At 70.0% G+C, this 553-nt stretch carries 1 protein-coding gene; it reads left to right on the forward strand.

The annotated features are described in order from the left end of the window. The coding region (locus C9414_RS20960) for a cell division ATP-binding protein FtsE (RefSeq protein ID WP_107164305.1) at positions 1–553 on the forward strand (553 nt) is incomplete at both ends.

Below are 553 nucleotides of genomic sequence, written 5' to 3' on the forward strand. Positions count from 1 at the left end.
CGCCGGGCGAGATGCTGTTCGTCACCGGCCATTCCGGTGCGGGCAAAAGCACCCTGCTCAAGTTGATCCACCTCGACGAACGGCCCAGCCGCGGCGCGGTGGTGTTCGACGAGCGCAACCTGCTGAAGGTGCGCGGTGGCGACGTCCCGCGCCATCGGCGCGCGGTCGGTGCGGTCTACCAGGACCACCGCCTGCTGATGGACCGTTCGATTGCCGAGAATGTGGCGCTGCCGCTGATCCTGCGCGGCACCCGTCGCGGCGATATCAGCAAGCGCGTGCGCTCGGTGCTCGAGCGCATGGGCCTGGGCCACCGCGAGAAGGCGCTGCCTTCGCAGCTGTCCGCGGGCGAGCAGCAGCGCGTTGGCATCGCCCGCGCCATCGTCGGCGAACCCAAGCTGCTGGTGGCCGACGAGCCGACCGGCAACCTCGACCCGACCCTGGCGGCGGAAATCATGGCGCTGTTCGCCGAACTGCCCTCACGCGGCACCAGCGTGCTGGTGGTCAGCCACGATCTGCCGCTGCTGCGCCGCATGCGCAAGCGCGTGCTGATCCT

Source organism: Bacillus sp. Nf3 (genome assembly GCF_003028545.1).
GTDB classification, from domain to species: Bacteria; Bacillota; Bacilli; order Bacillales; family Bacillaceae; genus Bacillus; species Bacillus safensis.